We start from the raw sequence: 25,955 nt of genomic DNA, 5'->3' as shown, positions 1-25,955 counted from the left end.
CCCGAGGTCAATACTTTAGCCGTTCCAGGTTCGTCGCCCCAAATCAGGCGGTTTCTTTGCTGCTATAGGTGCGAATCGATTCGATCTTGCTCCAGTCATAATAGCTGTTGATTGCACTCTCGGCATCGGTTTCGGTGATGCGCACAAACTCTTCACCGAGAAACAGGCTGGCCGATTCAAAAGTTTTCCCATCGTTGATCTGGATTTTTACTCCTTTGCGCAGTTTTCGCGACAAACTGCCATGCAGCGGGCTGGACGCATACTCGAACACTTTTTCCCATGTTGCTTTCATCATCTTCTTTCTGGCTCCTTTTGGGTTGGGGTTCCTGAGGAGAGAGGCTGCGCAATCGATTCGCCGGCCGCTCAAGACGCAAAAAGCCCGGAGAAAAAGACTTATCTTTTCTCCGGGCTTCTTTGCCTAATGTCAGAACACAACTTTGTGTCGTGGTCTGATTCTGACAAGAACGCTGCCGCAAGTCAATAGCAGGACGGATGGTATCACGTCTCCACATTGACATTTCTCAACCGCGCCCGAACCTATTCGACGAATTCTTTCAAAGCAAAGGGGGGAGAACGCTCTTAGGAAAGAAAAACAACTTGCCCATCAAGTTTGAAACCATTGGTCCATATAAGCACTCCCCGGTCTCAACGCACCAGGGCCAGGCCCAGGCGCAGCGACTCGGTGCGCGACTGGTAATCCAGCAGATTTTCGGCCAGGGCATTGACATACTGAACATGAAAAAACAGATCCAGGTTGCCCGACACCAGGCGATGCAGTGGATAGGTGGCATCGACCTGTACGGAAGCGCCCTGGCTTGCCCAGCGCAGCTTGGCGCCGACCACGATGAAATCGTCTTTGCCGAGCTTGGTTTCCAGTTCGAAGTATCCGCGATAGCGGTGCAAGTCAGGGTTATGGTCGCGGGAGTTGTTCACGTAGGTCCAGGCCCGCGCAGCCAGCATGAGGCCCAGGCCGGAATCCTCGCTGTAGAAAATGGTCATGGGGCGGACATAGAGAAAATTGGTGCTGCGCGACATGTCGCCGCCGCGGCCATTGGATTCATGTTGAAGACCGGTCTTGATGAAAAAGCCCTGCATCGATTGGGGCCGGGAATCAAGATTTTCCGTGATAAAAAAAATTTCCGGCTTGTAACTGGTGTCCTCAAAAGGCGTCGAAGCCTCTTTCAGGTCATAGAAAGTGGTTTGCGTATAGGCAAGAAAAACCCTCTGTAGCCAAGGCCGGGCCTGCACCCAGGAGCCTTGTGGGTTGAGGGGCCGATATTTGAAGCTGATCTGAAAAGAACTTTTTTCCGGATTGGTGCCGATCAGTCCGTAAATGGGCTGGTAGGCGCTGAAATTGTCGGCGTGCGTCTGATAGAGGGAAAACAGATCGTCGTATTGCAAATATTTTTCCTGCGCTGGCTCTAAGTCCTCATCCGCCAAAGCGAAACTCGCAGACAGCAGGCCGCACAAGACCACAAACATCCAAAAGATTTTGAACACTTTGCCCCCCTAAAATGCGCCACGTCATTGCGACATCACGCCTGCCCCCTTTTGTCCCTCACGGCACAACAGAAAAAGCAACAGATTCAGAACTCAGCGCGAAGGCTGGATGACAGACAAGAGAAAAGCGCCGCGAACTGCAAGCCAAACAGATCAAGCTGTCGCTGCTGATGAAACGCCCCCTGCAACTGGAGCACGCCCCCGAATACCGTGACCGGGTTTTCGAAAAATTCCGCGGCTGAGAGGATTCAGACACTGGTGCGGGTCAGGCGTTCCCATCGTCGTATAGAATCAGTTCCCAGCTCTGGGATTCGACATCCTGCCGCATAATGTACGTTGCGCCCTCTGGATCGCGTACCTTGAAGTAGCGATGATCGGGCGCAAGCCAGCGGTCGAGAACCTCTTCCACCTCGGTGGATTTTTCGCCCAGAGTGAAACGCCGCGGCGCTTCCTCGCCCCGGTAGCCGGCATAACATTCAACCCGTACCCGAAAGCATTCAGACATCGGCTCAAGCTCCCGGCACCCGGCGGGGCGGTTCTTTCAGCCGCACGCCTTCAGCAGCCAGCTCGACCAAGCCCTCTTTGTAGAGTCCGCCCACGGCTTTTTTGAAGGCTTTCTTGCTCATCCCCAGAGACTGGCGGATATCCTGCGGCGAACTCTGATCGTGCAGGGGTAAAAACCCCTGCCGGGTCAGCGCTTCGAGCAGAATATCCCGATCTTCCCGGGCGCCTTGCGCGCCGCCACGGCGCAGAGTGACATCAACCTTGCCGTCGTCGCGAATGTTGCGCACATAGGCTTTGAGTCGCTGGCCGCGTTTCATACCGCCGCGAATCTCATCGCGGTACAGCAATCCAGAGAAAAGATCGTTGATGATGACCTTGACGCCAAGATCGGTGAAATCCCAGAGCAGCGCATCCACCTCGTCCCCGATCTGCAGATCGGCGGGCGCTTCGTCCAGGCACTTATCGACGCGCGCGGTGGCAACGACCCGGCTGCGGTCATCGAGACATACCTTGACCAGATATTTGCGGCCCGCGCGCATGCGTTCCGGCTGCTCGCTGTAGGGGACCAGCAGCTCCTTGTCGAGACCCCAGTCGAGAAAGGCCCCGTGTTTGGTGACTTGACTCACCTGCAACAGGGCAAACTCGCCGACCTGGGCTTTGGGATGTTTCAGGGTCGCGACCGGTAGACCCTCGGAATTGAGATAGACGAACACCGCCAGCTCAGCGCCCGGGGTCGCGGCGGCGGGCACTTCGCGCGCCGGCAGCAGAATGCGCACTTGGTCGCTCTCAAACCAGGCGCCGTTCTCGTCGATAGTGCGGATTTTCAGTACGTTGATGCGACCAAGTTCGATCATGGGAAATCTCCGGAAATAAGTCTGTATGTTGTCCAGGTTATGCACAAGGCATCTGGCCAACGAAAAAAAATAATGTTGGGCAAGATTATCCTGAATGGGCACTGCGCGCCTAGAGTTTTTGCGCCGCAAGCAAAGCGCGCGGCATGATATGCTTTTATAAGGCTGTCGAAACGCAGCGCACCTGCCTTGTGAGGGACCTGCCGTGAGACGATTTCTGAATCCCAAAGTTCATCCGCGCGCCCGGGAACTTTTCCGTTCGCATCTGGCCAACCGTTCCTTTGCCGCGCTGCTTTTTGAATATGTGTGCTTGCTCGCCCTGTTAAGCGTGATCGGCGCCGGCGTCGAGGCTCTGTTGCGGTCGCCGGCCGATCCTTCGGCCCTGATCCATCAGTCGTTGGCGCATTTCGCCTTTCTGGTCGGGGGTGAGGCTCCGGCTTCGGCTCAGGGCGCCCTGTGGGGCTTCCTTCGTCTGTTGCTGCACACGGTTCTGTTGGGCGGCCTGGTCTTCAAACTCCTGCTGACGCGGCAAGTGTTTGTTTTTCGCCACAAGGTTTCCATCTTTTATGATGCGCAGCAGCGCGCCTGGATGTTGGCCATTCGCCTGTACAACGCTTCAAGGTTGCAGGTCAGGGACGCCTCCTTCGCTGCCTACCTGCGTGTCCCCTTCGTGCGCGACGGCGAACAGCTTATCCGCAATCCGCCGCTCACCATCGCCACCCCGAAAAACAAGTGGCACTTCGCCCTGCCCTTCGTTCCCTACACGGTGAAATTAAGGCTGGAGGACACCGATGTGCTCTGCCATCCCGAGGGTCCGCAACTTGTCGCCATTCAGGGGACACAGGTGCGCCCGGAGAATTTCGATCCGGCGGGCGAGACGTTTCTGGTGCTGTGCGTTGAGGGGCGCTGTCCGCAAACCGGTCAGAACATTAGTGAATCCTTTTGGGCGCGCATGACGGATGCGCATGAGAAAAGCCGGCTCAGCTGGGGAAGGCCCGCGGGTGTGCAAACGACTCCCGGAAAAAAACCCAGAAGCACGGGGAGCAAGCCGAAAAGCTGGAAGGGCTGGCCCGAGTTCGAGAAAAACCGTCGCGGACAATGCCTCGGCTACGTGCTGGGCTACGGCTCCCTGGTTGATCCGGCGGACACCTGGCGCCTGCTTTGCGGGTTCGACCTGATGCATGAAAAACCCGTCTGGCATGAGCTATCCGGTTTTCGCCTGACCTGGAACGTGGCCATGGACAACAGCGCGGATCTATCCGATTACAAGTACTACGTTGAACCGGGTTCAGAGGTGCGGCCGGATGTCTGTATCACCTATCTCAATCTCGAACCCGATAAAGCGGCGACCACCTGTGGCCTTGCCGTTCCCGTGTGCGCGGCGCTGCTCGAACACCTGGATCAGCGCGAGCGAAACTATCAACGGACCGAGGTGGGGCGTATGGCGCGGCAAGGCGGCGCTGTGCCGATATGGGCTTACCTGGCAAAAGAAGAGAGCCGCGCGCGCTTTGAAAAGGCCGCCGCATGCGGCAAAGCGGTCATCGTGCAGAGTTACCGGGAGAAAGTGGAATCCGGTTATGCCGCTCATGGCGAACAGCGCCTCGCGCAATACCGCCAGGCGGCAAAACACTCCCTGCGCGTCCTTGATCTCGAACTGCGCCGCACCAGGTCGGCGTAGGTGACGGGCATTTGTGCAATTGCAGCGTGCTGCTATACTTCGACAACTTGTTTCGATCAAAAAATATATTTGGAGGACAGGATGAGATACCACGGACTTTTTACCTTGCTCATGATTCTGCTACTTTGCGCACCGGGCTTTGCCCTGGAGACCAACGACTTACTGATTGAGTCCGAACGACCGGAAGCGGTGGTATCGCTCGAGCGTATCCTTGAGGAGGGAAGGGCCTTGGTTCGCGTCGCCGATGCCGACAACAACCCCATTCTCGGCCTGACAGAAGCAGACTTTTCAGTAACCAAGTTCGGCAGAAAGGCGCGCATCACCCAGGTGGAATCTTTTGCCGAAAACATCGATGTGCCGCGCCATATCGTGATGATTCTCGACAACTCCGATTCCATGCGCCAGCGCAACGCCGTACAACCGCTGCTCGCAGCCATGGATGAACTGCTCAAGATCGTGCGCCCCATCGATCAGGTGCATCTGGTGGTTTTTGCCGACCGCGACCCGCAGCGCATGGGCGGGCGTGATCTGCATGTACGGATATTCAGCTCCAACAATCCCATAGAGTTGAAGAATTTTGTCAATCAAGTCTTTCTCGGCCGCCTGACGGTGAACACCTTTCTCTACGAGGCGATGCTCGCAGGCCTGGATATCATCGGGCGCATGCCCGCCGACGAACCTAAATTCATGGTGGTGTTTTCGGACGGAGAGGATCTGAACAGCCGCTACTCCCGCAACGATGTCACCCGAGCCATGCAGGATCTTGATCGCTTCGAAACCTACGCCGTCGACTTCATGCCCGGACCCGCCGTCGACCCCTTCCTGAAATCCTTCGCCGCGCGTGGCGGCGGCAAGATCTGGAAGGCCGAAGACGGCACGGCGCTGATTCCGATTTTTCAGGATGTCGCCTCGAAACTGCAATACAACTACGTCGTCAGCTATATGTTTCCCCTCGAAGGCCGCCTGGCTGTCTCGCCCACCGAACTGACCATCGAGGAAATCAAAACCATCGACGCCTCGCCCCTGCTCGGCCATATTTACTTCGCGGAAGGATCGAGCGAGATTCCGCAACGCTATCATCGTTTCGACCAGCAGGTCGCCACGGTTCTTTTCGAAGAGCAGAGCCTGCGCGGCACCCTGGAGAAGTACGAATACGTCCTCGACATCATCGGCAAACGATTGCGCGATAATCCCCAGGCAACTCTCACCCTGGTCGGGACCAACGCCGATTTCGGCGAAGAAAAAGGTCGGCAGGATCTGTCCATGCTGCGCGCCATCGAGGTCAGGAATTATCTGCAATACATCTGGAACGTCGACCCCGCGCGGATTCAGGTCGAAGCCCGCAACCTCCCGGAAAAACCCAGCTCCAGCCGTATTGAGGAAGGCCGCGCCGACAACCGGCGCGTCGAGATTCACTCGGATCACCCGGCGATTCTCGATCTGGTGCGCAGCACCTACACCAGCCATCGCTTTGACAACACGGCACTCATCGTGCGTCCCCTGATCGACAGTTTCTACGATATCGCCGACTGGCAGATCAGAGTCACCGGCGGCGGCGAAATGCTGGCCGAATTAAAGGGTGAAAGAGCGCTGGAGGAATTCTACCGCCTGCCCCTGCAGGTCGACAATCCCGGCCGTGTCGGCACAGCGGGCAACATCGAGGTCAGCATGCAGATCAGGGACAGCAAGGAGCAAGAGCTCTTGCTGGATTCCGAGCCGGTCAGAGTCCGCTATATCCAGACCAGCCAACTGCTGGCGCAGAGGCTGGACTATCGGGTACAGGAAAGGTACGCTCTGATCCTGTTCGACTTTGACCATCACAGCATCGATCCCCGCAATCAGCAAATCGTCAACGAGATCGCCACGCGCATCCGTGATCTGCCTCAGGCCGACGTCGAAATCGTCGGCCACACGGACAACATCGGCTCCGAAGCCTACAACCAGCAACTCTCCGAGCGCCGCGCAAAAGCCGTTTACGATCTGATCCGGAATGCGGCTCCCGACAGCGCGGCACGCATCCAACACCGCGGCGCCGGCATGATCGATCCGCCCTATGACAATCAGTCCCCGGAAACCCGGGCCTTCAACCGCACGGTGACGATCACCCTGGAATATCTGGCGCGGCAATAGCTAAGACTTGACGGGGCTGAGCACAATTGAACGCTTAACGAGAGGCGCGGCGATGAAAAAACCTTTTTGGGGTGGAGATCCGGGATTGGAGAGAATACTGGATGAGTTTTCGTCCGAACTCGGCGCATCGGAGCGTGCAGAAAAGGCTGACCAGGATGCGGAGTGCGACATTTGGCTGGGGGAGGCGAAAGAGACGATACACGGCCGAATCCTGGGTTTTCTGCCCTACAACAGCTACGACCGCGCCTGGGGGTTGATACACCAGATTCGCCACCGCCTCTGCCGAATCCTCAGCCCCGAGAAGTTGCTTATAGTGGTCCTGCAGATCCGCGCCAACCTCGATTATATTTCCGATCCCGGACACAGGGAGGAATTGCACAAAGAACTTGCGGCCCTGGAGCGATCTATGGCGGCGCACAACGTCTCCGCCGAAACGCAAACCCTCGGCGAGCAGAGGCTGCGGCTGGAGCAGATCTCGCGCTTCACGGCCGAAGCGCGAGAAAGCCATTGGCGCAAAATCAATCTGCTGCGCATGCGCCTGGTGGCGACCACCCTGTTTCTCGCCGCCTTTCTTCTTTTGAGCCTGGGGCTGGTCCCCCTTGTTCTCAGCGACGCCGGGATCGGTCCCGGCCAGGTTCTGGCGATGATCGTCTTCGGTGCCCTGGGCGGGCTGGTTAGCGCCCTGCGCAGTACCGAACCCCTTAATGCCCGCGCGTCCGACTATTTTCTGCAACGCACCCTCTTGGGCCTGCGCCCTGTGGTGGGGGCGGCGGCCGGGCTTCTGATTTATCTGATTCAGCTCTCCGGAATCCTCACCCTGCTTCCCGACGCCTCGCATCCGGGCGCGGTTCACCTGACCCTGGCGTTCACCGCCGGATTCAGCGAGCGGTTCTTCATCGGCCAGATCGAGCATTTGGCCAAGAGGGGTTCGGGCACGGCGCGGGATCAGGAGTACGAACCGGATAAGGAAGGCGCAACGAGCACCTGAGCAGACCGCAGAACCAGATGCCTGTGCCTATCGGGCTGTGGTCTGCTGCGTCGCCGCGCCCGTTTTCAGGGGCGCGAAAAAATAGCGGATGAGTTCTTCTCCATCTATGGGAACCTGATACATATCCGGATAACGTAGATAATCACTGTAGAGGCCGAGCATGAACGCGTAAAGGCCGAGGGCGAGAACGCGCGGCTGCGCGTCGGCGCTGATTCGCCCGGCTTTTTTCAAGCGCTGGAAAAAATCCTCCAACCCCACCGTGATACGCTCCTTCGACACCCTTAACCTTTCGGTCAGCGCACTCATCTCCTCGGAGTATTCGCACTTGAGCAGCAGAATGCTGTAAACCCGCCGACTGCGCTCATCCGCATGGAGCTGGGCGAAAGAGGCCGCGCAGTGGTCTTCGAGACGTTGCAGGGCATGGGCATCGTCGGCGTCGAGAATGCGGAAGAAGACCTCCTCCATGGGCAGGTGCACCTCGGCGTGAACGGCGTTGATCAGGTCGGCCTTGTTCTGAAAATGCCAGTAGATGGCGCCGCGCGTCATGCCGGCGGCGCGGGCGATCTGCTCCAGGGTGGTGCGGGTGATGCCCTGATCGAAAAACACCCGTTCGGCGGCTTCCAAAATCGCCCTGCGGGTTTTTTGGGTCTCTTCCTTGGTGCGTCTCAAAACAGAACTCCCCGTTGCAAAAATATCGAAACCTGATTGGAAATCTTTTTCCTTTACAAACATACAAGAATGTATGCTAGCATCTATTTCAACCTCCGGCAATGGTTCTTTTCATTGTCGACCCTTTTCGCCCAAACCAGCGCGCTTCCCGCGGGAGCGAGCTGAAAACACATCCGGAGCAATCACATGCCGACTCCTCTTGCCCGTCGCTTTCTGCGGCGTGTTGCGTTTTTCACGTCCGCCGCCCTGATCCTGACCGGTTGCGGCTCCGATTCGGAGCAGCAGCCCGGGCAGGGTTGGGCGCCGCCCGTCACCGTTATCACCACGGAAAAAACCTCGGTACAGGTCGAGCAGACCTATGCCGGACGTCTGCGCGGAGCACGGGATGTCGAGGTCCGCACGCGCGTTCAGGGCATTGTTGAACAACGTCTCTATGAGGAAGGCCGGCATGTCAACAAGGGAGACGCCCTCTTCCGCATCGATCCAGAGCCGTTTGCCGTCGCCTTGCAGGCGGCGCGCGCCGAAGAACAAACCGCCGAGGCCGACTTGAGTCAGGCCCAGCGCGAGTGGGATCGCATTTCCCGTCTTTACGAGCAGGACGCGGTCAGTCGGCGGGAGCGCGACAACGCACGCTCGGCCCTGGAACTGGCTCAGGCGCGCAAGGCCCTGGCGCAGGCGCGCACGGCGCAGGCGCAACTTGAGCTTGGCTACACCCGGGTCGAGGCGCCCTTGAGCGGCGTCACCAGCCTGGAGGTTCTGCCCGAAGGCAGCCTGGTGGAGCGCGGTACCCTGCTCACGACCATCGTTCAGCAGGATCCCATCCATGTACGCTTTTCTCTGCCGGAGGAAGATGCCGCCCTGCAACGCGGCGCGCGCGCGGCTCTGGCCGGCGCTGGGCATTCCGACCACAGCCGCAAAGCGCGTCTGGTGCTGCCCGACGGCAGTTGTTATGAGAAAACCGGCGAGATCGATTTCACCGCTGCCACGGTCGATCCGCGCACCGGGTCGGTTTTGGCCCGAGCCGTCTTCGCCAACCCCGAGAACCTTCTTATCCCCGGCCAGTTCGTGCGTGTGCGCGTCCTTCTGCAAACCCTCGACGAAATCATCCTGGTGCCTGAATCGGCCGTTTTCGAAGGCCGCGAAGGACCAAGTGTGTACGTTTTAAACGCGGATGACAAAGTTGACGCCCGCCGGATTGTCCTCGGCCCGGTCGTCACCGCCGGACAGGTGGTTCTGGAAGGGTTGGAGCCGGGCGAGCGCGTGGTGATCAACGGCCAGGTCGGGCTGCAGCCCGGCATGCCCGTCAATCCCCAGGATGCCGCTCAGGAGGAAAGCCGCTGATGCTCAGCTTTTTTATCGACCGCCCGATTTTCAGCTCGGTCATCTCCATCATCATTGTCATTTTCGGCATCGCGGCTCTCCGCATTCTGCCCGTCGAGCAGTACCCGGACGTGGTGCCGCCCCAGATCGTGGTCAGTGCCTTTTATCCCGGCGCCAGCGCCGATGTGCTAGCCGAATCGGTGGCCGCGCCCCTGGAGCAGGAAATCAACGGCGTCGACGACATGATCTACATGGAGTCGACCGCCACCGATGCAGGCAGTCTGCAGATTACCGTGTCCTTTGAGTTGGGCACCGATCCCGACCAGGCCGCCATCAACGTCAACAATCGCGTGCAGGCCGCCACGCCGCGCTTGCCCCAACAGGTGCGCGATCAGGGAGTACGCGTCGAATCACGCTCCACCAACCTGTTGCTGGTTCCCGTGCTCAATTCACCGGAAGGTCGCTTTGACACTCTGTTCATCAGCAACTATGCCCTGCTCAACGTGCTCGATGAACTGGTTCGCATCCCCGGCGTGGGCAACGCCTCGCTGTTCGGCGCTCAGGATTATTCCATGCGCATCTGGCTGCGCCCGGATAAGCTTGCCCAATACGATCTGACGCCCGCCGAAGTCGCGGCGGCGATCCGTGAGCAGAATGCGCAGTTTGCTGCCGGGCGCATCGGAGCGGAGCCCGCGCCCACCGACCAGGCGTTCACTTTCACCGTTACCACCCGCGGCCAGTTGACCGAACCCTCCGAATTCCAAAATGTCATTCTGCGCGCCAACCAGGATGGCAGCACCCTGCGCCTCGGCGATGTTGCTCGCGCCGAACTTGGCGCGCAGAGTTATGGATTTCACGCCATGTACAATGGGCAGCCGACGGTGCCCATGGGCATTTACCTGCAACCCGGCGCCAATGCCCTGGAGACTGCCCAGAACGTGCGCCAGGCCCTGGAAGACATGGCGCAACGCTTCCCAGCGGGGCTGGAGTACGCCATCCCCTACGACACCACCGAATTCGTCGAGATTTCCATCCGTGAGGTATTCATCACCCTGCTCATCGCCGTGGGCCTGGTGGTGCTGGTCACCTTTATCTTCCTGCAACGCTTGCGCGCTTCGCTGATTCCCCTGGCAGCCATCCCGGTGTCTCTCATCGGCACCTTTGCCGGCATGCAGGCCCTGGGTTTTTCGGTCAATCTGCTGACCCTGTTCGGTCTGGTGCTGGCCATCGGCATCGTGGTCGACAATGCCATCATCGTCATGGAAAACGTCGAACGGCTCATGCGCGAGAAAAACCTCAAGGCACGCGATGCCACGGTTGAGACCATGCAGCAGGTGGCCGGCGCGGTAGTCTCCTCAACCCTGGTGCTGGTCGCGGTGTTCGCACCTGTTGCTTTTCTCGGTGGGCTGAGCGGCGTGCTTTACCGTCAATTCGCAGTCACCATCGCCGTTTCAGTCGTAATCTCCGGGGTGGTGGCGCTGACCCTGACCCCCGCCATGTGCGCTTTGCTGCTGGATCGTCAACCCCGCAAACTGGCGGCTCCCTTTCGCCTGTTCAATCGCGGATTTGAATTTGTAACTCAGGCATTTGTCGGCAGCGTCAGTTTTCTTTTACGGCACGCCGTCGTCGGGGTGCTTTTATTCTTCCTGGCCATCGGTGCCACGCTGTTTCTCCTCGCGCGCCTGCCCATAGGGCTGGTGCCTCAAGAAGACCAGGGGGTGGCGTTGGTCGTCGCGCAGCTTCCGCCGACCTCAGCCCTGGGGCGGACCGCGGAAACCCTGGGCACCCTCTCCGAGCAGGTGGTCGGTCTGGATGAGGTACAGGAGTTCACGGCATTCGCCGGTTTTGACATTTTCTCGGCATCCCTCAAAACCAACAGTGCCGTCGGTTTCGCCAACCTCACCGACTGGGACCGGCGACGTGAACCGGGTCAGGACGCTGCATCTCTGGCAGGGCGGATCATGGGCATCGGCGCGGGCATTCAGGAGGCCAATATATTTGCCTTCATCCCTCCGCCGATCATGGGCATGTCCCTCACCGGCGGCGTCGAGGGCTACCTGCAGGTGCGGGATGACGTGGATGCCAAAGGAATTGAAGTTCTCGCCCAGCGCCTCGTGGCCGAAGCCAATCAACGCCCCGAGTTGATGAATGCGCGGTCGCTGCTCGACACCGGGATCCCGCGCTACAACGCCGTTGTGGATCGTGAAAAGGCCCGCGCCGCCGGGGTGCCCGTCAACCAGATATTTGCAACCATGCAGAGCACGTTCGGTTCTCTCTACGTCAACGACTTCACCCTCTTCGGGCGATTGTGGCAGGTCAATCTGCAATCCGAGGGGGATTTTCGCAGTAAGCCGGGTGATCTGAGCCAGGTCTTCGTGCGCTCCCAGCAAGGCGAAATGCTGCCCCTGAGTTCTCTGGTTTCTCTGGAGCGCACCAGCGGCGCCGACGTCATCAATCGCTACAATCTCTACCCCTCCGCCAAACTGTTGGCCGATCCCGCGCCGGGCTTCACCAGCGGCCAGGCCAAGGCAGCCATGGAGGCGGCCGCCGCCGCAACTGTCGCGGGCGAGGCGCAACTCGGCTGGATCGGCGAAGCCTTCCAGCTCGAAGCGACTGCCGGTGCCGGGGCCGCCGCCTTCGGCCTGGGGCTGCTGATGGTATTTCTGATTCTCGCCGCTCAATATGAGCGCTGGACGCTGCCTATGGCGGTGGCCTCAGCCATCCCCTTCGCCGTGCTGGGAGCGGCCCTGGCTGCTTTGCTGCGCGGGTTTCCCAACGACATTTATTTTCAGGTCGGCCTGTTGGTGCTCATCGGCCTCGCGGCGAAAAACGCCATTCTCATCGTCGAGTTCGCCGCGCAGAACCGCCGCGCCGGCATGAGTTCCCTGGATGCCGCCATCGCGGCGGCCCAGCAACGCTTTCGCGCCATCATGATGACCGCCCTGACCTTCATCATCGGCACCCTGCCCCTGGTTTTCGCCAGTGGCGCCGGGGCCGCGAGTCGCCAGGGAATCGGCACCGTGGTGGTGGGCGGCATGATCGCCGCCAGCAGTCTGGCCCTGCTGTTCGTGCCGCTGTTTTACAAGCTGCTCGAGGATCTCGCCACCTGGCGGCGGGAACGACTCCAGAAACGAGAGGCCGCCTGATATGCATAAGCTGGTCGTGATTTTCTGCACAATGATAGCCCTTGCCGGCTGTGCCGTCGGTCCCGAATTTCGTTCGCCCGACATCAGCCTTCCCCAGCAATGGCCCGAGCAGATGCTTGAAATTTCCAAAGCCGAGGAGAAACGCCTGGCCTGGTGGGCCGGATTCGAAGACCCGGTGCTGAAAAACCTGGTAAACCGGGCCTTGGATGAGAATCTCGAATTGCGCCTGCAACTTGAGCGCATTCAGGAAGCACGGGCCCGCCTGGGTCTGGCCACCGCTGAGCGCTGGCCGACCCTTGACGGTCAGGCCGAAGCGATCCGGCAGAAACAGCCGGCGGCCGCCTCGCCGGTTCCGATTCCCGGTGCCGGGGGCACCTTAAGCTCTTTCTCGCTGATCGGATTGCTGAGCTACGAACTCGATCTCTGGGGACGCCTGGAGCGTGGCCGGGAAGCAGCCACGGCCCGGATGGAAGAGTCGCTGTTCAGCCACGAAGCGATACGCCTCAACCTGGTGACGGACCTGGTCAACACCTACGTCAATCTGCGTGCCGCCGAGCAGCAATTGGCCACCACTGAGCAAACTCTGGAAAGTCGCTGGGAGACCCTCAGGCTGCAACAGATTCGCTATGAAGGGGGATTGATTGATCGGTTGACCCTGCAACAGGCCGAGTCGGAATGGGCGGCAACCCGCGCGCATCTGCCGGGCAGGCGCCAACAGGTGCGCCTTCTGGAGAGCGTCCTCGGGGTGCTGGTGGGTATGAATCCTGCGGAGCTAAGCGGTGACCTGGATTTCGGCAGCCAATCCCTGGCGGTCATGCGCCCCGCCCCGGATATGCCCGAGTTCCTGCCCTCGGAACTGCTGCGCCGCCGCCCGGACATTCGCGCCGCCGAGGCCGCCCTGGCGGCGACGACCGCGCAGGTCGGCGTGGCCATGGCCGAGCGCCTGCCCCGTATCAATCTGGCCCTGTTTTACGGCAGTACCGCTGCGGAATTCGACAATCTGCTCAGTGGCCCTGCCGAAACCTGGGGCCTGGGCGCATCGGTTCTCGGGCCTCTGGTGGATTTCGGCCGCAATCGCGCCCGCGTTCAGACCGCCGAGGCTTTGCGCGACCAAGCGGAAACACGCTATCGCATCACTGTGCAGACGGCCTTCCGCGAGGTTCGCGACGCCCTGATTCTGACCAGCACTGCCGCCGAGCGCGAAACCGCGGTGCGGCACCAGGTAGACTCTCTACAGGAAACCCTGCGCCTGGCCGAACTACGCTACGAGGAAGGCTACAGTGGGTTTATCGAGGTCCTTGATGCCCAACGTTTTCTTCTCAACGCGGAATTGAGTCTCGCCGAGGCGGTGCGTGATCGATTAAATGCAGCCTCCGCCTTGTTCAAGGCTTTGGGCGGAGGCTGGTAAATGAAGAGGCTAGCGGCTTATTCCGTCCAGTCTCTTTCGGTCAGGCTTTTGGGGTTATGGCTCTGAAGAATCTCTTTGATTTCTCCCGCGGTGGCTGTCGGGGAAATGATCTTGATCTCTTTCTTCTCCTTGTCGATAAAGATTTTTTCTCGCGGGAAACCGGCAATGGCACCGTTTATGATCTCGTCCTCGACACTTTTCAGGACATCTACGGTCTCAAATGTTGCCGTCAACGTCTTGTTCATGTGATTTCCTCCTCGATAGGGTAAAAAAATATACCAAAACAACCACTTACTAAACTTTTTCATTTTATCAGACAATCGGCATTGTCAAGGGAGAATAGAGCAATGAAGTTTAAATTCTCCCTCTCGGCCTCCCCCTCTCTGATATTTTCGACCCGCACCCCGGCGGCCGATCACAGGCCGAACGACTCTCACTCTCCTCCTGTCAATCCGCCTTGAGCAACGCCACTTCATGCGGCTCAAGTCGCACCTGAACGCAGGCGCGGCCCGATGACTCGATCACGGCAAAGGTGCGGTCGGGGCGCAGCAGATCGCGCAACTGTACGCCTGGGGCGCTGAGATTGCGGTCAACGGTGATGAAATCCCGGCGCTCTTCGGCGGAGAGGTTGAGACAAGCCAGAATCTCGTCGCTATCGAGAATGCGGGAGTATGCCAGGGTGCAGCGACCATCGAGGGGATCACCGAAGTCATGGCCGTTTCCGGAAATCTGACGAAAATACTGGCGACCGTAACGCAATGCGGGCTGGGCGGCGCGCACCGCGGCGACGGCACGAATGCCGCGATAGATCGGATGGCCGGGGTTGAAGAAATGCGCGCCCGTGGTGTTGAACGCTCCCCAGCGCCCACCGAACATGCATTCACGCAGATAGCGATCATCGGGCCCCCCACCGTCGAAGCCCTGTTCAGTGCCGTAATAGAGACAGGGTACGCCCTGCGCGGTGAGCAGGTAGGCGCAGGCCAGTACGGTCTGTTGTGAAAAGGGGCTGCCGGCGATGAAGCGTTTGTGGTCTCTGCCGACCTGGTCGTGATTATCAACGAAGGTGACGAAGTAGCGCCCGGCCTCGCCGTGATCGGTGTAGACCTGATGGAAGGCCTCGTAGCGCCGCCGCAGGGCGGCCGGATTGGCCAGCCCCTTGATGACGTTTTCCAGAACGAAATAGAGTGGAAAATCGAGCGCCGCGTGCAGAGAGGGAAAACGCTCATGGGTCCCCTCAATGCGCGCGTTGCGGCCGATGTATTCCTGAATCACCGCATCCTCGCCGACGATCTCGCCGAACAGGAAAAAGTTGTGCTTGCCCACGCGCTTGGCGTATTCACGAATGGCATTGCAAAAGATCGCCGTGGCCGAACTTTCCATGTGCTTGACCGTATCGATCCTGAAACCGTCGACATCGCCATTGACGATCCAATACTTGTAGACCTTGATCAGCGTGTCGAGTACGCGCGGATTGGGCAGATCGAGTTCTTTGAGACTGAAAAAATCTCCGTCGCGCGCCTGTATCGGGTCATGCCAGTCGACGATTTCTCCCTTGCGCTTGAATAGATCGGGATCCTGCAACTCCACCGGCCAAATCGCGTCGTCGCGCTGAAAACCTGGCGATGGATCCTGCTCCCGCCAGAAACCGAAGGGAAATCTCTGGCCGCCACTGTAAAAATAGGGGTGGCCACCGGGATACCCCCAGACATCTCCGCTGTGGTTAAGCACGATGTCGAGAATCACGTACATGCCGCGCTGGTGGGCGGCAGCGGTCAGGGCGCGCAGATCGGCAAGGGTGCCGAAGCGCGGATCAATCTGCAGGAAATCCTGAATGCCGTAGCCGTGATAAGAGCTCTCGGAATCGATGCGGTTTTTGAAGATGGGACTCAGCCAGAGGGTGGTGAAGCCCAGGTCGCGGATGTAGTCAAGGCGGCGGGTCACTCCGCGCAGGTTGCCGCCCTGGAAGCGCTGGCCCTGGACAGGATCGCGACCGACGGGGGTCGCGCCGGGCGCATAGGCGGGCACGCCCGGGTGATTGTTATCGAAGCGATCAACCAGCAGGAAATAAATCGCCTGATCACGCCAGTCGCGCGGCGAGGGGTGCAGGGGATGGTTGGGATGAAAGTCGAGATTGGCAACGGAGAAGGGCGCGGCGCTCATGGGTGACCTCCACGAAAATGGGCCGAAAGGCAAGCTGTTTAAAAATCCCTGCAAAACACCGAATGTACCCTGCGCCCGTTAGAGCCCGATCAGTCCCCTTTGCGACAAAGCGCGTCCTGCGGATTTTCCACACAATCGACAAATCTCGATTCGCCGGCAAAGGGGCGCATGAAGGCGAAGTGCCACTTATCGACCTCAGGGGTATCATAGAGCAGATCTACCGCATTCATGATGGCGAGGCTGCGCCTGAGTATGTTGGGGGGGATGCTGCGGCTGCCTTCCTCAAAAAAATAGGCGCCCAACAGGCGACCCTCGACATGCCTGAGACTTTCGGCATGGTCGCGGATCTTTTCGGCGGAGACCCCGGGAGCAAATTCAAAGGCGACAATCCGGCTTCCCTGCTGGTCTTCGAACATCGCAACCTGCCTGATATTCTCGGTCTCCTCCAGCACCTGTTCCGGCGCGACGTCCTGCCGCTCGGTGCAGGCCAAGCTTAACGTAAAAAAAGCCAGAACCAATAACAGACACGATTTTTTCATAAGAGACATCCCACAAAATAAGTCAACGCCAGAGACGCCCTCAGACTCCGCGAAGCCATCCCCCAACCCAGGCCCAAACAAAACCCTAAACGGATTTGAAACGAAACACATCATCCTGCTGATAGCGTTTCAGGCACAGATTGATCAACAGAGTCCGGTGCGGCTGAAAAAGTTCCCGCACCTGGTCGGAATTCAGCGACAAGGCGCCGATATCCTGATCGGTATAGGTACGATAGCCGACTTTACCTTTTATCAAATCAGGATAAGCAGTGATGCTGATATTGAGACGATCCTGCGCCTCGGGCAGCAGCGTATGAAGTTCCGTGCAGTTGATCAGCAAGCTGCGGTAGGACTTGTCACCGGAATAAGCATGGACACCGGACAGCACCTGTTCCTGAAACCGTTGCGTAAGGCGCTGATCGCGCGCTTTTTTGTCGTTGTTCACATAAAATTCGAGCAAGTAGTCCTGCACACGCGCACCGTGGTTGTCCGTTACCCGCACAACCGTATTCTGGTAGCTGTCGTAATGATTGCCCCGGCGCCGTTCGCCCACATCGGTCACGGCGGCGGTGTGATCTCGCAACTGTTGTCGCCAGGCGGCAAAGCCACTGTCCTCGACCTGCAAAGCACCGGTAATGAGTTCCCAATTCGTGGTCTTGCGTGTTCCGCGGCCCTTGGCGGCGATGGTGCTATGATCTTCCTCATCGGCAATGGTAAAGGCAAGTCCGGATTCGTCGGCGGCCACAAAGCTGACCTCGGGCTCAGCATCTGGAGTGCCGCTAAAATCAAGATTCATGCGCAAAGCGGCCAGGTTGGCGGTTGAAACCCGCACGGTACCGTCGGTACCGGGCTTGTTTGCAACGGAGGAAATGCCGCGATAACCGGCGTTTCCGGTCAGAACGGTGCATAAAATGCGCCCCGGCCCATAGTAGTGGCGATCGCTGAACAGATCGCGTTCGGCCAGCTCCCAGCTATAGGAACTAGCCAGCTCCAGGCCCTTGAGTATCTGCGTGCCGGTCTCAAACAAACGTGTGCCTTTCCACCCCTTGATCGCCCGTCCGATCAGGCTGCGCCCGGTGTGCGCCAGAGGCGAGCCGAAGTTGGCCGGCGCCAGCATCAGCAAACGTCGGATCGGTGCGTTATCCGGCTCATACATGCGGGTCAGCCAATCGCGGATGACCAATCCGCCAGTGCTATGCACAATGGCATCAACGCTGCGCGGCGCGGTGGGAAGATTGCGATCCGTCCAGGCTTTTTGCATCGCCTCGACCAGATCATGAAAAGTGACCTGATCATCCAGGGAAAGATAATCGGCCAGATGAATTTCCGCGACATCCGCGCCCACGCCTTCGGGTGGCTTTTGTACCAGGCGTTGGGCAAGGGATCTAAAGGATGCGTATTCGTCACTCCAACCATGTATAATAACCAGCATATTTTGATCCTCCCTGTACGCCGATCCAACATAGGACTCTCTAAGCATCGTCGCGATGCAGGTTGCCCTCAAATAGAATTTTATCAGAATTTTCTTTGTTTTTTTGAGGCAGAGACCCAGGGCGCCCGAGATTTAAAAAGCGTTCAACTTTGCGCATTAAGTCTGCCTCCGCCCCCTTGGATCCTGCCGAAATGCCTTGCCAGAGTGCAAATCCTTGATAAAGTCATAAGTGAATCAGTGCTTCCCCTTTCGACGTATATGACGCTCAAGTCGCATGAGGCAGCAACTCTGCCGTAACCAAGGAGGATTCATGAGCTTGCCGAACACTGGCGGCGAAAACGGGGGTTTGTCCGCCGATGGCCGCTGCCGAGTCGTAATTGAAAACATGACCCCTCAGGTCGACGGAGGCCGCTTTGCAGTGAAACGCGTGGTGGGCGAACAGGTCGTGGTACAGGCCGACGTTTTCTGTGACGGCCACGATGAACTCGCCGCCCTGCTGCTCTACCGTCACGAAAATGAGGAGCAGTGGCACAAGGTGCCCATGGAGCACCTGGGCAATGACCGCTGGGAGGCGCGCTTTGCGGTGAGCGCTCTGGGCACCTGCTATTACACCATCGCGGCGCGGGTCGATCATTTTTTAACCTGGCACAAGGATCTGGCCAAGCGCTTTGCCGTCGGACAGGATCTGGCCGTGGACCGCGAAATCGGAGCGCGCCTGTGCGAGGCGGCGGGCCTGCGCGCGGGCTCGGGCCACGCCGGCGAACTGCGCGAATGGGCAAGCCGCATCCGTCAGGCACCCGATGATGCCACGGCTGTGCGGCTCGCTGAAGACCCGCAACTCGCCGCGCTGATGGCGGTGCATTACGATCCGCAACTGGTGACTCAGGCCGAGGTGGAACTGCGTATCACCGTCGAGCGGGAACGAGCCCTGTTCAGTGCCTGGTACGAGTTTTTTCCGCGCTCCAGTTGCGGTGAAGAGGGCAGGCACGGCACCTTTGCCGATTGTGAGCGGCTGCTGCCGGAAATCGCCCGCATGGGCTTTGACGTCATCTACTTTCCGCCCATTCACCCCATCGGACGCATCAATCGCAAGGGCAAGAACAACAGCACCGTCGCCGAAGACGACGATCCGGGTTCGCCCTGGGCCATCGGCGCTGAGGAGGGAGGGCACACCGAGATTCTTCCCGAACTCGGCACACTGGAGGATTTTCGTCGCCTTATCGGCCGTGCCGCGGAATTGGGGCTGGAAGTGGCCATGGACATCGCCTTTCAGTGCGCACCCGATCATCCCTACGTGCGCCGCCATCCAGCCTGGTTCCGCTGGCGCCCTGACGGAAGCGTGCAATATGCCGAGAATCCACCGAAAAAATATCAAGACATCATCCCCTTTGATTTTGAGAGCGCCGAATGGCAGGATTTGTGGCAGGAACTCAAGGAAGTTTTTCGTTACTGGATCGCCCAGGGGGTGAAAATCTTTCGCGTCGACAATCCCCACACCAAGCCCTTCGGTTTCTGGGAATATGCCATCGGCGAGATCAAAGGCGAGCATCCCGACACGATCTTTCTCTCCGAAGCTTTCACCCGGCCCAAAGTTACATACCGCCTGGCCAAGCTGGGTTTTTCGCAATCTTATACCTACTTTTCCTGGCGCAACACCAAGTGGGAGCTGGAACAGTACATGCGTGAACTGGCCACCCCGCCGGTACGCGACTTTTTTCGCCCCAATTTCTGGCCCAACACTCCGGATATCCTGCCCGAGGTGCTGCAATACGGGGGAAAACCCGCCTTCATCATCCGCTTCATTCTCGCGGCGACCCTGTCTTCCAATTACGGTATTTACGGGCCGCCTTTTGAGCAGTTCGTCAACGCGGGAATGCCCGGCAAGGAAGAATACAAGGATTCGGAAAAATACGAGATCCGTTGCTGGGACTGGGGAAATTCGGAGCACATGCGTGAGCTGATCGCGCGCATCAACCAGATCCGCCGCGACAATCCAGCTTTGCAGACCACCTGGAACATGCATTTCTGCGAGACGGACAATGACAATCTGCTGTGTTATGTGAAATCCACCGAAGAGCGCGACAACCTGCTGCTGATAGCGGTCAACCTGGATCCCTTCCATACCCAGGCGGGCAAAATCCGCCTGCCCATGGAGAGCCTCGGGCTTTCACCCGGCCATCCGTTCCTGGCCCATGATCTGCTCGGCGAAGGGCGCAATATCTGGCACAGCGAGTGGAACACCATAGAACTCGACCCGCACCAGTTACCGGCTGCCATTTTTCGCCTCTATCCGCGCCTGCGGCGCGAGCAGGATTTTGATTATTTCATGTGACGATACATTTCGTGGTGCTGGGGCGCGGCAATGTGCGCCCGGGGCAACCTCAGGGCGGACACTGTCCGCCCCTACAAGCATCAAAAACCACAAATCAGGAATCCATCATGCCCACTAAAGAGCCCCATATCGATGACAATCCTCTCTGGTACCAGGACGCCATCATCTACCAGGTCCATATCAAAGCCTATTGCGACGCCGACGGCAACGGCATCGGCGATTTCCGCGGCCTGATCAGCAAGCTCGACTACCTGCAGAGTCTGGGCGTCACCGCTATCTGGGTTCTGCCTTTCTATCCTTCGCCCCTGCGCGACGACGGCTACGACATCGCTGACTACAAAAGCGTCAACCCCGACTACAACACGTTGAAGGACTTCAAGGAGTTTCTCAAGCAGGCCCATGCCCGGGGGCTGCGCGTCATAACCGAACTGGTGCTCAACCATACTTCCGACCAGCATCCCTGGTTCCAGCGGGCACGGCGTGCCAAGCCCGGCTCCAAGTACCGCGACTGGTACGTGTGGAATGATTCGCCGGAAAAGTACCAGGATGCACGCATCATCTTTCAGGATTTTGAAACCAGCAACTGGAGTTGGGACCCCATCGCGCGCGCCTACTACTGGCACCGCTTCTACGCCCATCAGCCCGATCTCAATTTCGAGAATCCCCAGGTACGCAAGGAGATGTTCAAAGTTCTCGATTTCTGGTTCGCCATGGGGGTCGACGGCTTACGTCTTGATGCCGTGCCCTACCTTTTTGAACGCGAAGCGACCAATTGCGAAAATCTGCCGGAAACCCACGCGTACCTTCAGCAATTGCGGACCCATATCGACGACAAATTCAGCAACCGCATGCTGCTTGCCGAGGCCAACCAGTGGCCCGAAGATGCCGTGGCCTACTTTGGTGAAGGCAACGAATGCAACATGGCCTTTCATTTCCCCATTATGCCACGCATGTACATGGCGCTGCAGATGGAGGACCGCTTCCCCCTGGTGGACATCCTCGATCAGACACCGGATGTTCCCGAAGGTTGCCAGTGGGCGATCTTTCTGCGCAATCACGACGAGTTGACCTTGGAGATGGTCACCGACGAAGAGCGTGACTACATGTACCGCACCTATGCGACCGACCCGCGTGCGCGCATCAATCTCGGCATCCGCCGGCGGCTGGCCCCGCTGCTGCGCAACAATCGGCGCAAAATCGAGCTGATGAACATCCTGCTCTTTTCCCTGCCGGGCACCCCTATCATTTACTACGGCGATGAAATCGGCATGGGCGACAACTATTACCTGGGCGATCGCGACGGGGTGCGTACCCCCATGCAGTGGAGCCCCGACCGCAATGGCGGCTTCAGCGCCGCCAATCCGCAAAAACTCTATCTTCCGGTGATCAGCGATCCGGAATACAATTATGAATCGGTCAACGTTGAAAACCAGGAGCGCAATCCCTCGTCGCTGCTCTGGTGGATGCGCCGCGTCATCGCCATGCGCAAGCAGTTCAAGGCATTTGGCCGCGGCACCCTGGAAATGCTCCTGCCCGACAACCCCAAGGTGCTGGCCTTCATTCGTCGCCACGAGGACGAAATCATCCTGGTGGTGGTTAATCTCTCGCGCTTTTCTCAGGCCGTACACCTCGATCTCGGCAAATTCGCCGGAATGGTACCCGAGGAGGTCTTCAGCCATAACCGTTTCCCGGATATCCGGGAAACGCCCTACTTTCTGACACTGGGCATTCATGATTACTACTGGTTTCGCCTGCTCCCCGAACGAGCCGGCCGCGGCCTCTCCGATCAGGCTCCAAAGTTGCGCCTGCGGGCCAACCAGTCATGGGAACAGATTCTTCGCGGAAAATCCGCGGAGCGGCTGTGCGAGGAAGTCCTTCCCGACTATCTGGCGCGCGTACGGTGGTTTCGCTCCAAAGCACGCGGCCTGCGCAAAATCGAGCTGGGCGAAATCCTTCCGGCGCAGAGCGGTTCGCGCACTTTTCAGCTACTGTTGTTCCGCGTGCTTTACACCGAGGGCAGCGCCGAAACCTACCTGCTGCCCCTGGCTGCCCTGCCCCTGGCTTCCGCCCAGAGTATAAGGGACAATCATCCGCGCTCGGTCATCGCCAATCTGCGCATCGGCGAGGAGGATTGGCTGCTTTACGACGCGGTGGTCGATCCGCTGTTGCATGAGATTTTCTATGGGCTTATCGCCGGCCGCCGTCGCCTCAAAGGCTCTCAGGGCGAGCTCGCCGGCCAGCCGGGCGGCGGCTTTCGCAAGCTGGTCAAGCGTGGCGAAAGCCTCAGTTCTCAGGTTCTCAAGGCCGAGCAGAGCAACAGCGCCTTGGTGTTTGGCGACCGCTTTTTCTTCAAGCTCTATCGCATGCTTGAAGATGGCATCAACCCCGACCAGGAACTAACGCGCCACCTGACGGAAAAAGTCAAATTCGCCCACACGCCCACCTATGCCGGAGCTATCGAATACCGTCGCCCCGGCAGCGAACCCATGGCCGTGGGGCTGATGACGAACCTGGTGCCCAACCAGGGTGATGCCTGGAGCTTCACCCTGGATGTTCTCTCCAGCTACATCGAACGCCTGCTCAGCCACCGCCAGGAGCTGCCCGAACTTCCGGAAGCCCTGCCGGGGCTGCTTGAGGGCGATCCGCAGTCCCTGCCGACGCACCTGACGGAAACCTTCGGCACCTTCTACCTTGACATGGCCGGGCTGCTCGGTCGCCGCACCGCCGAGATGCATCAGGCACTGGCCGCCAACCTGCAGGAGCGCAGCTGGCGACCCGAGGAATTCTCCACCCTCTACCAGCGCTCGGTCTACCAGTCCATGCGCGCCCTGACGCGACGCACGTTCACGACGCTGCAGCAGAATCTCCAACATCTTCCCGAGGATGAGCGGCCCCATGCCGAAGCCATTCTCAAACGCGAACGTGAAGTGCTTATCCGTCTCTCGCGCATCATGGGCCCCAAGATCACCTCGATGAAAATTCGCATCCACGGTGATTATCACCTCGGCCAGGTGCTCTATACCGGCAAGGACTTCGTCATTATCGATTTCGAGGGAGAACCGGCGCGCACCCTCTCCGAACGGCGCCTGAAACGCTCGCCCCTGCGCGATGTCGCCGGCATGCTGCGCTCCTTCCATTATGCCGCCATGAGCGCCCTGCGCCGCCACACGGACAACCATCCGGGCGATGAAGCCTTTCTGCGCCCCTGGCTCGATGCCTGGAATACCCATGTCAGCAACATCTTTCTGCATCAGTATATCGAGCAGCTTGGAGAAACGCGCCTGATCCCCGCGCAGCGCGGACACCTGATCACACTGCTGCACTGCTTTTTAATGGAAAAAGCAGTTTACGAACTCGGCTACGAACTCAATAATCGACCCGACTGGATCTCTCTGCCCCTGCGCGGCATTGAGATGATTCTGGCGGAAAAGGTCGTGTCATAAAAGGAGCTTGCCCTTCATGCAACTTGGCGCAACCCACATGGAAGGTGGCAGATGTGAATTTCTGGTTTGGGCTCCGGCCTGCCGCGAGGTCAGCCTGCACCAGGTGTCACCACGCGAACGCGTCTTGCCCATGGAACCTCAGGGAAACGGTTACTGGCGGATTATCGGCGAGGAAGTTCCGCCAGGGTCAAGATACTTCTATCACCTTGATGGCGAACGCGATCGCCCCGACCCCGTCTCAAACTACCAGCCTCAAGGGGTTCACGGGCCCTCCCAGGTGATCGACCATCGGCACTTCGCCTGGAGCGACCACGGTTGGCGTGGCTGTGCTCTGGCGGATCTGGTCATCTACGAACTGCATGTGGGCACCTTCACGCCGGCCGGCACCTTCGATGCGGTGATTGAACGCCTGCCCGGATTACGCGATCTGGGCATCACCGCCATCGAACTGATGCCCGTCGCCCAGTTTCCCGGGGAGCGCAACTGGGGCTACGACGGAGTTCAGCCTTTTGCCGTGCAGCATAGCTACGGCGGACCCGAAGGGCTCAAGCGCCTGGTCGACGCCTGCCACCAGCTGGGCCTGGCGGTCGTGCTTGACGTGGTCTACAACCATCTGGGGCCCGAAGGTAATTACCTATGGGACTTCGGTCCCTACTTTACCGATCACTACCGCACCCCCTGGGGGGAAGCGATCAATTTCGACGGACCTCACAGCGATGAAGTGCGTCGTTATTTTCTGCAAAACGCCCTGCACTGGTTCAAGAATTACCACATCGACGCCTTGCGCCTGGACGCGGTGCATGCCATTTACGACTTTTCCGCCAAAACCTTTTTACAGGAGATGGCCGAGCAGACCCGTGAGTTCTCACTCGGCAATCAGCGCAGCTGCCTGCTCATCGCCGAAAGCGACCTCAATGACCCGCGCATAATCCGCCCCGCCGAGCTGGGGGGCTACGGTCTCGACGCCCAATGGAGCGATGATTTCCACCACGCGCTGCACGCTCTGATCACCGGCGAGGACCTCGGTTACTACGGTGATTTCGGCAGCACCGGCGATCTGGTCAAGTCCTATCGCGAGGGCTTTGTCTATTCCTGGCGATATTCAGCTTTTCGCAAGTGCCGCCACGGCGCCTCCGCCGCTGACCGGCCGGCCCAGCAATTCGTCGTGTGCAGCCAGAATCACGATCAGGTCGGCAACCGCATGCGGGGTGAACGTCTCATCGCGCAGGCCGGCTTTGAAGCTGCCAAATTGGCAGCGGCGGCAGTCATTCTCTCTCCCTTCATCCCCCTGCTGTTCATGGGTGAGGAATATGGCGAAGACAACCCCTTCCCCTATTTCGTGAGCTTTGAAGACGAGGATCTGATTGCCGGCGTGCGCCGGGGGCGCAAGGAGGAGTTCGAAGATTTTCACAGCCAAGGCGAACCGCCCGATCCGCAAAGCCCCGAAACCTTCGCCGCTGCCCGCCTGGACTGGAGCAAGCGCGACAAACCTGGCTACCGTGCCATGGCGGCCTTCTATCGCGAACTGCTACGATTGCGCCGTGAAAATCCGGTGCTGACTCGACGCGACAAAGAGCACCTGGAAGGCTGGGGACTTGAGGACGAAAAGCTGCTGTGGTTACGGCGCTGGAGCGGGAAGGACGAACTTTGGCTGCTGGCGAATTTCAATAACAAGGAGATCAGCTGCTCTTTCCCTGGACGGGGCAGCGCCTATCGCAAACTTCTTGACTCAGCCGACCGCCAGTGGCAGGGTCCGGGAACGCGCCTGCCGGACAACATTGAAGGGCGCTGCAAACTCAACCTGGCCCCCCAGAGTCTAGCCGTTTATCAGATGACGGATTGAAATTTTTCAGGA

The 25,955-nt window shown here is 59.0% G+C and carries 18 protein-coding genes; 9 read left to right on the top strand and 9 right to left on the bottom strand.

What is annotated here, in order from left to right; all coding sequences use genetic code 11:
* Positions 1 to 43: 43 nt before the first annotated feature.
* The 4 genes from GFER_RS05710 to GFER_RS05695 all read right to left on the bottom strand — a co-directional run bounded on the left by GFER_RS05710 (position 44) and on the right by GFER_RS05695 (position 2,858).
* Complete coding sequence (locus tag GFER_RS05710; RefSeq protein ID WP_040096853.1) at positions 44 to 295, bottom strand: hypothetical protein; 252 nt, start codon at positions 293 to 295, stop codon at positions 44 to 46.
* A gap of 350 nt (positions 296 to 645) precedes the next feature.
* The gene (locus tag GFER_RS05705; protein ID WP_040096852.1) at positions 646 to 1,500 is read right to left on the bottom strand and encodes a phospholipase A; all 855 of its coding nucleotides are present in this window, start codon (positions 1,498 to 1,500) and stop codon (positions 646 to 648) included.
* Between the two features lie 265 nt (positions 1,501 to 1,765).
* Positions 1,766 to 2,005 (bottom strand): hypothetical protein, encoded by a 240-nt coding sequence (locus GFER_RS05700; RefSeq protein WP_040096851.1) that lies wholly within the window; start codon positions 2,003 to 2,005, stop codon positions 1,766 to 1,768.
* Between the two features lie 4 nt (positions 2,006 to 2,009).
* The gene (locus GFER_RS05695; protein ID WP_040096849.1) at positions 2,010 to 2,858 is read right to left on the bottom strand and encodes a CvfB family protein; all 849 of its coding nucleotides are present in this window, start codon (positions 2,856 to 2,858) and stop codon (positions 2,010 to 2,012) included.
* A 202-nt stretch (positions 2,859 to 3,060) separates the two neighbouring features.
* On the opposite strand from GFER_RS05695, the gene GFER_RS05690 reads away from it, so the two are divergent.
* From GFER_RS05690 to GFER_RS05680, 3 genes are all read left to right on the top strand, one after another.
* Entirely contained in the window at positions 3,061 to 4,533 is a 1,473-nt protein-coding gene (locus GFER_RS05690; protein ID WP_040096847.1) for a gamma-glutamylcyclotransferase, read from the top strand.
* Between the two features lie 81 nt (positions 4,534 to 4,614).
* The gene (locus tag GFER_RS17540) at positions 4,615 to 6,663 is read left to right on the top strand and encodes an OmpA family protein (protein ID WP_052445995.1); all 2,049 of its coding nucleotides are present in this window, start codon (positions 4,615 to 4,617) and stop codon (positions 6,661 to 6,663) included.
* A 52-nt stretch (positions 6,664 to 6,715) separates the two neighbouring features.
* Positions 6,716 to 7,651 carry a hypothetical protein gene (locus tag GFER_RS05680; RefSeq protein WP_052445994.1) on the top strand — a complete coding sequence of 312 codons (936 nt, stop codon included), beginning with the start codon at positions 6,716 to 6,718 and terminating at the stop codon, positions 7,649 to 7,651.
* Positions 7,652 to 7,678: 27 nt separating this feature from the next.
* Here the strand turns inward: GFER_RS05680 and GFER_RS05675 are convergent, their stop codons facing one another.
* Positions 7,679 to 8,320, bottom strand: coding sequence for a TetR family transcriptional regulator (locus GFER_RS05675; RefSeq protein WP_074669562.1), 642 nt, complete (start codon positions 8,318 to 8,320; stop codon positions 7,679 to 7,681).
* A 186-nt stretch (positions 8,321 to 8,506) separates the two neighbouring features.
* Between GFER_RS05675 and GFER_RS05670 the strand changes: the two genes are divergently transcribed.
* The 3 genes from GFER_RS05670 to GFER_RS05660 are packed head-to-tail and all read left to right on the top strand — an operon-like array spanning position 8,507 to position 14,194.
* On the top strand, positions 8,507 to 9,661 hold the full coding sequence (locus GFER_RS05670; RefSeq protein WP_040096845.1) for an efflux RND transporter periplasmic adaptor subunit: 1,155 nt from the start codon (positions 8,507 to 8,509) through the stop codon (positions 9,659 to 9,661).
* Positions 9,661 to 12,786: an efflux RND transporter permease subunit gene (locus GFER_RS05665; RefSeq protein WP_040096843.1), complete on the top strand. Its 3,126-nt coding sequence runs from the start codon at positions 9,661 to 9,663 to the stop codon at positions 12,784 to 12,786. Before GFER_RS05670 ends, GFER_RS05665 begins: the two co-directional genes overlap by 1 nt.
* A 1-nt stretch (position 12,787) precedes the next feature.
* Positions 12,788 to 14,194, top strand: a complete 1,407-nt coding sequence (locus tag GFER_RS05660; RefSeq protein WP_040096840.1) for an efflux transporter outer membrane subunit — start codon at positions 12,788 to 12,790, stop codon at positions 14,192 to 14,194.
* Positions 14,195 to 14,211: 17 nt separating this feature from the next.
* On the opposite strand, the gene GFER_RS05655 is transcribed toward GFER_RS05660, so the two are convergent.
* From GFER_RS05655 to GFER_RS05640, 4 genes are all read right to left on the bottom strand, one after another.
* Positions 14,212 to 14,439: a hypothetical protein gene (locus GFER_RS05655; protein ID WP_040096838.1), complete on the bottom strand. Its 228-nt coding sequence runs from the start codon at positions 14,437 to 14,439 to the stop codon at positions 14,212 to 14,214.
* A 202-nt stretch (positions 14,440 to 14,641) separates the two neighbouring features.
* A complete protein-coding gene (locus GFER_RS05650) occupies positions 14,642 to 16,354 on the bottom strand; it encodes an alpha-amylase family glycosyl hydrolase (RefSeq protein WP_040096836.1) in 1,713 nt (570 codons plus the stop codon).
* Positions 16,355 to 16,443: 89 nt separating this feature from the next.
* Entirely contained in the window at positions 16,444 to 16,893 is a 450-nt protein-coding gene (locus GFER_RS05645) for a hypothetical protein (protein ID WP_040096834.1), read from the bottom strand.
* Positions 16,894 to 16,978: 85 nt separating this feature from the next.
* The gene (locus GFER_RS05640) at positions 16,979 to 18,325 is read right to left on the bottom strand and encodes an esterase/lipase family protein (RefSeq protein ID WP_040096832.1); all 1,347 of its coding nucleotides are present in this window, start codon (positions 18,323 to 18,325) and stop codon (positions 16,979 to 16,981) included.
* A 310-nt stretch (positions 18,326 to 18,635) separates the two neighbouring features.
* On the opposite strand from GFER_RS05640, the gene GFER_RS05635 reads away from it, so the two are divergent.
* From GFER_RS05635 to treZ, 3 genes are all read left to right on the top strand, one after another.
* A complete protein-coding gene (locus tag GFER_RS05635; protein WP_052445992.1) occupies positions 18,636 to 20,657 on the top strand; it encodes an alpha-1,4-glucan--maltose-1-phosphate maltosyltransferase in 2,022 nt (673 codons plus the stop codon).
* Between the two features lie 107 nt (positions 20,658 to 20,764).
* Complete coding sequence (treS, locus tag GFER_RS05630; protein ID WP_040096830.1) at positions 20,765 to 24,100, top strand: maltose alpha-D-glucosyltransferase; 3,336 nt, start codon at positions 20,765 to 20,767, stop codon at positions 24,098 to 24,100.
* Positions 24,101 to 24,116: 16 nt separating this feature from the next.
* A complete protein-coding gene (gene treZ / locus GFER_RS05625) occupies positions 24,117 to 25,943 on the top strand; it encodes a malto-oligosyltrehalose trehalohydrolase (protein WP_040096828.1) in 1,827 nt (608 codons plus the stop codon).
* Positions 25,944 to 25,955: the final 12 nt, after the last annotated feature.

The organism is Geoalkalibacter ferrihydriticus DSM 17813 (genome assembly GCF_000820505.1).
In the GTDB taxonomy this organism is placed as follows: domain Bacteria; phylum Desulfobacterota; class Desulfuromonadia; order Desulfuromonadales; family Geoalkalibacteraceae; genus Geoalkalibacter; species Geoalkalibacter ferrihydriticus.
The sequence above is the reverse complement of the archived record's forward strand: the minus strand, read 5'-3'. Positions and strand labels throughout refer to the sequence as shown.

Excerpts from the sequence above, each read along its gene's own strand:
- GFER_RS05710 (WP_040096853.1), bottom strand. The coding sequence starts at position 295 with ATGATGAAAGCAACATGGGAAAAAGTGTTCGAGTATGCGTCCAGCCCG.
- treZ (WP_040096828.1), top strand. The coding sequence starts at position 24,117 with ATGCAACTTGGCGCAACCCACATGGAAGGTGGCAGATGTGAATTTCTG.
- GFER_RS05670 (WP_040096845.1), top strand. The coding sequence starts at position 8,507 with ATGCCGACTCCTCTTGCCCGTCGCTTTCTGCGGCGTGTTGCGTTTTTC.
- treS (WP_040096830.1), top strand. The coding sequence starts at position 20,765 with ATGCCCACTAAAGAGCCCCATATCGATGACAATCCTCTCTGGTACCAG.
- GFER_RS05700 (WP_040096851.1), bottom strand. The coding sequence starts at position 2,005 with ATGTCTGAATGCTTTCGGGTACGGGTTGAATGTTATGCCGGCTACCGG.
- GFER_RS05640 (WP_040096832.1), bottom strand. The coding sequence starts at position 18,325 with ATGCTGGTTATTATACATGGTTGGAGTGACGAATACGCATCCTTTAGA.
- GFER_RS05680 (WP_052445994.1), top strand. The coding sequence starts at position 6,716 with ATGAAAAAACCTTTTTGGGGTGGAGATCCGGGATTGGAGAGAATACTG.
- GFER_RS05665 (WP_040096843.1), top strand. The coding sequence starts at position 9,661 with ATGCTCAGCTTTTTTATCGACCGCCCGATTTTCAGCTCGGTCATCTCC.
- GFER_RS05655 (WP_040096838.1), bottom strand. The coding sequence starts at position 14,439 with ATGAACAAGACGTTGACGGCAACATTTGAGACCGTAGATGTCCTGAAA.
- GFER_RS05660 (WP_040096840.1), top strand. The coding sequence starts at position 12,788 with ATGCATAAGCTGGTCGTGATTTTCTGCACAATGATAGCCCTTGCCGGC.
- GFER_RS05650 (WP_040096836.1), bottom strand. The coding sequence starts at position 16,354 with ATGAGCGCCGCGCCCTTCTCCGTTGCCAATCTCGACTTTCATCCCAAC.
- GFER_RS05645 (WP_040096834.1), bottom strand. The coding sequence starts at position 16,893 with ATGAAAAAATCGTGTCTGTTATTGGTTCTGGCTTTTTTTACGTTAAGC.
- GFER_RS05635 (WP_052445992.1), top strand. The coding sequence starts at position 18,636 with ATGAGCTTGCCGAACACTGGCGGCGAAAACGGGGGTTTGTCCGCCGAT.
- GFER_RS05695 (WP_040096849.1), bottom strand. The coding sequence starts at position 2,858 with ATGATCGAACTTGGTCGCATCAACGTACTGAAAATCCGCACTATCGAC.
- GFER_RS17540 (WP_052445995.1), top strand. The coding sequence starts at position 4,615 with ATGAGATACCACGGACTTTTTACCTTGCTCATGATTCTGCTACTTTGC.